The sequence below is a fragment of the Dehalococcoidia bacterium genome (assembly GCA_041653995.1).
Taxonomy (GTDB): Bacteria; Chloroflexota; Dehalococcoidia; order GIF9; family UBA5629; genus CAIMUM01.
The window spans coordinates 1-4843 of the sequence record JBAZEK010000040.1 but is presented as its reverse complement, the minus strand read 5'-3'; the positions used below and the strand labels follow the sequence as shown (position 1 = coordinate 4843).

Below are 4843 nucleotides of genomic sequence, written 5' to 3'. Positions count from 1 at the left end.
GTCAGGGTGAAACGGGAAGAGTCCCGGTACTCCTCGACCAGCTCGCTGACCTTGGCCAGCAGCTTGCTCAGGTTCTCGAACTTCTCAACATCCTCGTTGTGGACGAAGAAGTCATAGCCCTGGCAGAAGACGTTGGACGTCTCCGTGAAGACCCTTGCGTAGCGTATGCTCTGCTCGTCGCAGTATTTGCGCATCAGGTCATCGAACTGCTTCAGGCTCGCTGCATCGGACGAACCGAACAGGATTGCATCGTCCCGGACCTTGGTGTAGGTCTTGGAACTCACGCTCATGTAACCTCTCCAGCCATCCGTGTGGATGTACTTGCACTCGAAGTCGTCGTTGGCCTTGCTCTCATTGATTTGGTAGACGTACTCCGGGTCGCTATCATTGCCGTAATAGACGGTGGCGTCCGGGTCTTCCGATTCGACACAGGGGTCGCACACTGGCCGGTCCTGCTTGTCAAGATAGGGACTATCATTCTCTTCCAGCTCTATCACTTCGCCACACCAGGCGCACTTAATCTCTTCTTTATCATTGTTGTCAGTCATGTGATTAGACCTCAGAATAAGTATTCAAGTGAAGAAATGAAAAAGGGGTTTACTCTTCTCCCTCGTCGGGGGCGAACCATTCCAGCACGCCCAGGAAGTCGGTGACGTACACGATTCTCTGGCCTTTTATCTTCTCTATCAGGTCACCACTGAACTCAGTGGCCCCGAAACAATCGGCCAGCGCCCTGACGCCGTACCCGGACTCGATGAACGCCGGGGGGCCTTCCTCGAAGTGTAAGGTCCAGAGCCCGGACATGGGATGACCGGACAGGCCCGATATGGTCCCGTGCTGTACTACTTCATTGATTTCTTCTGCATCAATCATGTAAATATCTCCTTAGAGGCGATAGCGGGATGGGCACCTTGGACCCCACCGCCCATATGGCTCTCCCCGGCGAAACTTGTAGGAAACTCCAGGGAGTTGGGATGTGTGGCTCACTAAGTGGCCAGCTATCCGCCGCCTCCAAATATAGTATGCCATCGAAGCAAAGAAAAGATAGAAAGGGTTTATTTGGTCTTAGCCAGAATCTGCCAGCTCCCGATGATGGGCGCAAAGTCGCCCTCCTCTCCACGGGTCCAGATGCCCTTCCCGCTAATGCTCTTTAACCCACGGAGCTGGACACGTAGCTGCTTGCGCCCGTCGCCTCGGACATTGTTATCAATGACCGCGGATTCCAGGACGCCCTCGGAGTATCCGTTCCCTCCGCCTCCGGCCAGGTACACGGTCTTGCCGAAGTAGGGCCCGAGGTTCTCCAACCATTCTTTGATGGTCTTCTCATCGACCTTGGAAGCCCAGTCGCCCCAGTTCATGGAGCCGGGTTTATTGCACCCAGCAAGCACTTTAAAGCTCACAATCCCTCCTCCTCCTTCACCTTCTTCAGCCTCTCCTCCTCTACGCTCTCCAGCTCCTTCTTCTCCTTTGCTTTGAAGGCCTTGCGCTCGGCACGGGTCATCTCGTCCCAGCTCTTCTCCTTGGGCTTCTTAACAGTGCCCATGAGCTGCTGGAAGCAGATGTTGCATATGACCTTCTGCTCCCCGTTGACCTCGATGCCATTGCCGCCTTCTGTCCCGCTCTTCCACTCCCTGCGACAGAGGTCGCACTGGAGGTAGAGCACTTCTTCCATTTTCTTGATTATTGCCATATTTGATTACCTCTGTAATAGTATGTCAACGAAGCAAAGAAAAATAGGGGAAGAGGTTTACTACTCATGGTTCAAAACCGGGAAGCGGTCCTCCATTGCGCTGGCTATCCTGTCCAGCATGTGAACGATGGGGACGTTGCAGAACCTACAATCGTCCGAACCATCTTCATGGGCGCATGCCAGGTTGGTGAACTTGCACATGTGATGGTATGTCCCGTCATCGTCGGTACGAACGGCATCGCGCCAGGTGTCAGTGGAGTGGTCAGGCAGCATCTACCGCACCCTCCTCCAGCTCCACCTTCTTGCCGCAGAACGGGCAATAGTTGATAGTGAAGCCATAGTGGCCCTCATACCCTACCTGCACCCTGTCGTTGCTAACGAAGATGCCATCATCGGGCTCGGTCTTGTAGTGGACCTTCATTTCCTCGCAGCATATCTTGAGTTGTTTCATAGCTCCTCCGCTCTCTCGTGCTTCCTCTTGTTGGAACGCTTTGGCCTGTTGTGGTCCTTGTCGTCCTCGGGCACGATGACGTACTCCACGCCATACTTCTCGTTCCTCTTGGTGAGCTGCTCGGACATGGTGTCGAGCATCTTCTGCGTGACGACCATCTCCACCTTCCGGGGCTGGAAAGCGTAGAAGACCGCGGGAACGTCCTTCATGTACTTCAGCTCAACGACCCCGTCGTCGTTCTTCCTCCACCAGTCGGCCAGGAGCGGCATCTGGTCCCCGGCCTTGGCCTCCTTCCAGGCCTCTACCTTCCCCGCGGACGGGTGGGCGATAAGGACCCAGGTGGAGCCCGGAACGAAATCGTTGGGCACTGCCGGTATCCTCTTGGACACGCCCAGCTTGTGGGCCTCGGACACGAAGGTCTCGGGAGTGTAGAACTTGTCCCCGACCCAGGTCAACAGGACCTTGGTCTGCTCGAAGACACAGCTCTGACAGTATGTCGGTCTCATATCCACTAATCCATGGGCCACACAGTCGCCGCCAAAGAAATGCTTGGCGTCAATCCAGCGTGTGCCCCGGAACTGCCTCATGCCCTCGCCGCATGTGGGGCAGGGCACCACTATCCTCGGCATGCCGATACAGGAAACTGACAGGCCATCACCTATCATATAATATCCTCCACTTTGTCTGTAACCGCAGCCACGTTTTGCTTCAACAGCCATAGTTATCAAAGTATGTATGCAATCGAGAGAAAGAAAAAACGTAAAAATGTTAGTAGAGAACTATATCCTCCACCTCAGTAATATCCAGCTCGACCCTGTCCCCATATTTGATGGAGGTCATGCCCACGGGGTCGTTGTCGAGCGTGCCGACCAGCTTGTCCCCGGCGATAGAGGTCACGATGACCCACATGTGCTCAGGAGCAGCGCCGTCCTCTGCGAAGCGCTTCTTGATGCTGTCCCCTATCCGTATATCCTCGGCCTTGAACTTGCCCTTATGGGGGTACATCTTCTCGCTGCACTCCGGGCACATGGGGATGACGTTATTACTTGATTTCTTCCAGATAGACATGTAATCCACCTAGTATGGCTATGTCATCGAACAAAAGAAAAGGATGAAAGAGTTTACACCCAGGCAGGCTCTATATCCGTGTCCGGCAGGGACCTCAGGAAGTCCAGGACCTTTTCAGGTACCTCGACCTTCTGCCAGTCGCTGCCGTACTTGTGGCCGCAGATAGGGCAGGGCTTGGTCAGGACGCCCTGAGGGTGCTCCGTGGGGTAGGTGTGCCCCGAATATTTACTGGTCATGGTCTTTGGATTGTACCATATCAGCTTGGGCTCAGGCGAGCCCTCGGGCACGTCCAGGGAGTAGGGCAGGTTTAGAACCTCTTGCTCCTCGGGGGTCACGGATGCCGTACCCTTCAGCCCGATTTCCTGCTGGACCCTACGCTCAATGTTTTGTCTCATCTGGCAGGTGCTGGAGTTGAGAATGTAGGTCGTGAACTTCAGAAGCTCCTGACCCCACTTCTCGGCCATCTGGTGCTCGCATCCTGGGCGCATGTCGTTCAAGTGCCAGGACTCCCAGATGTCGATGAGGTCCAGCCACTTGGCCTTGCTCCAGCCAGGGGCGAACTCAATCTCACCTGGCTCGATAGGATGACGTGTCCTGGCATCATTGTCCTTTGGGTTGCGATGGGCGAACTCCATATCAATCTGGCCGGAACTTCCATAGGCGTTGCCATTGGCCTTGGGGCCGATGACACCAGTTATGGACAGCTTACCTTTCTGGAACTCTATGTCCAGAAAGACATGCCGCCTGAACTGGCCGACCTTGACCCTTCCAATGTGTACTACTTTCTTGAAATCGGTGGTAATGTAAATCACCAATAATACTATGCCAACGAAGAAATGAAAACTAAGAGGTTTTCTTGCACATCTCGACCATGTCGTCCACGCACATTCGAGCGTCTGGCAGGGACACGCAGGCACGACCATGGTGGGCCTTGGTACTCCCATCTGGCAGAGCTTCTACGAACGCGACCCAGTAGTCGACCGTATGCGCGAACCCACTGGACCTGGAAATCTCATAGGCCACGTTCTGGGCCACCATACCGGTCTCGACAACCACCGGAGTGGTCTCATTGTGCTTATTGCCATAGTGCTGGCTGATTATTCTTGATGCATCCATAACAGATACCTCTGAATAAGTATTCAATCGAAGCAAAGAAAAGACTGGAAGGGGTTTAACAGTCGGGGTGGGTGTTGTTGACCACCGGACCAGGCTCGGGCTCCACGATGGGGTCGGGTTCTACCACAGGCTCCGGCTCAGGGGCGACCGTCACCGGGGTCGTATCGTTCACGACCGGCTCTGTGATTGTGCTCTGGTCATCGTCATTGACCAAGGCATCAGGGCTCTTGTTCTGGGTCATTGCCATGGCCCCAATGGCCACTACTATCGCCAAAGCGACAGCCACGAGCATGATTTTTCTGGAGTTCTGCATATTATCTCCTCAATAGAACTATGTCAACGAAGCAAAGAAAAAGTAAGAGGTTTAATGCTGCTTCCTGGCCTTTGCCTTGGCAGCCTTGCACGGGCTCCAATCCCCGCAGGTCTGGCATGCATGGCAGCGGTTGTCCTGCAATCCAAAGCAGCCGACGCCGGAGGGCATCTCCTTCACGGACTGTATGGTCCCACAGGTCCCGCAC

11 protein-coding genes are annotated in these 4843 nt (G+C 54.6%); all 11 read right to left on the bottom strand.

What is annotated here, in order from left to right; all coding sequences use genetic code 11:
• Positions 1-548 (bottom strand): hypothetical protein (locus WC359_14880; protein ID MFA5401733.1); only part of this gene is annotated, 548 nt, incomplete at its 3' end.
• Positions 549-597: 49 nt separating this feature from the next.
• A complete protein-coding gene (locus tag WC359_14875; GenBank protein MFA5401732.1) occupies positions 598-873 on the bottom strand; it encodes a hypothetical protein in 276 nt (91 codons plus the stop codon).
• A gap of 182 nt (positions 874-1055) precedes the next feature.
• The gene (locus tag WC359_14870; GenBank protein ID MFA5401731.1) at positions 1056-1400 is read right to left on the bottom strand and encodes a hypothetical protein; all 345 of its coding nucleotides are present in this window, start codon (positions 1398-1400) and stop codon (positions 1056-1058) included.
• Positions 1397-1690 carry a hypothetical protein gene (locus WC359_14865; GenBank protein MFA5401730.1) on the bottom strand — a complete coding sequence of 98 codons (294 nt, stop codon included), beginning with the start codon at positions 1688-1690 and terminating at the stop codon, positions 1397-1399. Before WC359_14865 ends, WC359_14870 begins: the two co-directional genes overlap by 4 nt.
• A 60-nt stretch (positions 1691-1750) precedes the next feature.
• The gene (locus WC359_14860; GenBank protein ID MFA5401729.1) at positions 1751-1963 is read right to left on the bottom strand and encodes a hypothetical protein; all 213 of its coding nucleotides are present in this window, start codon (positions 1961-1963) and stop codon (positions 1751-1753) included.
• The gene (locus tag WC359_14855) at positions 1953-2141 is read right to left on the bottom strand and encodes a hypothetical protein (protein ID MFA5401728.1); all 189 of its coding nucleotides are present in this window, start codon (positions 2139-2141) and stop codon (positions 1953-1955) included. Before WC359_14855 ends, WC359_14860 begins: the two co-directional genes overlap by 11 nt.
• Positions 2138-2806, bottom strand: coding sequence for a hypothetical protein (locus WC359_14850; protein MFA5401727.1), 669 nt, complete (start codon positions 2804-2806; stop codon positions 2138-2140). Before WC359_14850 ends, WC359_14855 begins: the two co-directional genes overlap by 4 nt.
• A 103-nt stretch (positions 2807-2909) precedes the next feature.
• Positions 2910-3209 carry a DUF2314 domain-containing protein gene (locus WC359_14845; GenBank protein MFA5401726.1) on the bottom strand — a complete coding sequence of 100 codons (300 nt, stop codon included), beginning with the start codon at positions 3207-3209 and terminating at the stop codon, positions 2910-2912.
• A gap of 53 nt (positions 3210-3262) precedes the next feature.
• Entirely contained in the window at positions 3263-4024 is a 762-nt protein-coding gene (locus tag WC359_14840) for a hypothetical protein (GenBank protein ID MFA5401725.1), read from the bottom strand.
• A gap of 28 nt (positions 4025-4052) precedes the next feature.
• A complete protein-coding gene (locus tag WC359_14835; GenBank protein MFA5401724.1) occupies positions 4053-4325 on the bottom strand; it encodes a hypothetical protein in 273 nt (90 codons plus the stop codon).
• 55 nt (positions 4326-4380) lie between these two features.
• Positions 4381-4638: a hypothetical protein gene (locus WC359_14830; protein MFA5401723.1), complete on the bottom strand. Its 258-nt coding sequence runs from the start codon at positions 4636-4638 to the stop codon at positions 4381-4383.
• Positions 4639-4843 lie beyond the last annotated feature (205 nt).